The organism is Mesorhizobium sp. M1A.F.Ca.IN.020.06.1.1, from assembly GCF_004023265.1.
GTDB lineage: Bacteria > Pseudomonadota > Alphaproteobacteria > Rhizobiales > Rhizobiaceae > Mesorhizobium.
This window is the reverse complement of record NZ_RZSR01001406.1, coordinates 1-1,071: the sequence shown is the minus strand read 5'-3', so window position 1 is coordinate 1,071 and position 1,071 is coordinate 1. Positions and strand designations below refer to the sequence as shown.

At 63.9% G+C, this 1,071-nt stretch carries 1 protein-coding gene and 1 pseudogene; one reads left to right on the top strand and one right to left on the bottom strand.

Annotation, left to right across the window (positions count from 1 at the left end; translation table 11 throughout):
* Positions 1 to 325: pseudogene (locus tag EOA60_RS34410) on the bottom strand (flagellar biosynthetic protein FliO); the annotation flags it as partial.
* Positions 326 to 533: 208 nt separating this feature from the next.
* Between EOA60_RS34410 and EOA60_RS34405 the strand changes: the two are divergent.
* Positions 534 to 1,071, top strand: a 538-nt coding sequence (locus EOA60_RS34405) for a PAS domain-containing protein (protein ID WP_128312699.1), incomplete at its 3' end; no start/stop codon positions are given.

Genomic DNA, 1,071 nt, shown 5'->3' with positions numbered 1-1,071 from the left:
CTCCGGTCAGCGCCGGGCGGCGAGGTGCTGCCAGCCTTATGTCGCGCTCGACCACGACATCAGTCGGGCCGCCGATCAGGATGAGGTGTTCGATATCGTCGCGCCGCACCAGCACCAGCCGGCGGTGGCTGTCGACAGCGGTGGCGTCCATGACGGCGAGCCGTGTCTTGCGATTCCGGCCTCCGGCAACGAAGGTGCCGAAAGTCAGGTTGCGGACTACCTTGATGACGAGCAGGACCACGACCAGCAGAACAAGGGCCGCGAACGTCCATAGAATTGCAGCGACGTAACCCGGCCCCGCTACGCTATCCAGCCACTGCAGCATCGGTGCACCCAATCGCCTTTGAAGTGACGCGACACTAGACCTTAGGGACTAGCCTCCGCAAGGCGACATCACCCATCGTGAACAGTTTGAAACATGAATCGTTGATTTTATCGGACATTTGCCGTCCGGGCCTTTTCCGCTACAGGAGAATGTGATTCAACCGGCCGTTCGCGGGTGTCGGGGCATCGGAATCACGAGCAGGGGGCACATGGCCAAGGAAACGCGCGGCGATTTCTATCCGGTACCGATCGTCGACCAAAACACGCGTCCGGGCGCCATCGCCAGGCTCATCATCTTCATCGTCGTTTTGACCGGCGCGGCGGTCGTTTTCGGGTTGTTCCGCGAGCGCCTCGGCGATCCGTTCCTGCTCGGCATGCTTGGCGTGCTCGCCATGATCGGCGTCGGCTTTCTGTTCGCGACGGCGATCGGCTTCGTGCAGATCGCCCCGCGTTCAACCGGCGACGAGCTGTCCAAAGCGTTCGTCGATTCAATGTCGCAAGGCCTCCTGGTCACCGACACCAAGGGTCGCGTAATCTACGCCAACCGGGCCTATGCCGAGATGACGGGGGCCGCTTCGGCGGCGGACCTCAAGACGGTCGAGGGGCTGCTTTCGGACGTCCCCGAGGCCTCGATGACCATCTACCGGCTGGCGTCCGGCCTGCGCGACGGCCAGGCGGGCGACGGTGAATTCCGCCTGGCCCAGTCGATCAAGCCTGGGGCCGAGCCGGGCGCGCGCTGGTACCGCG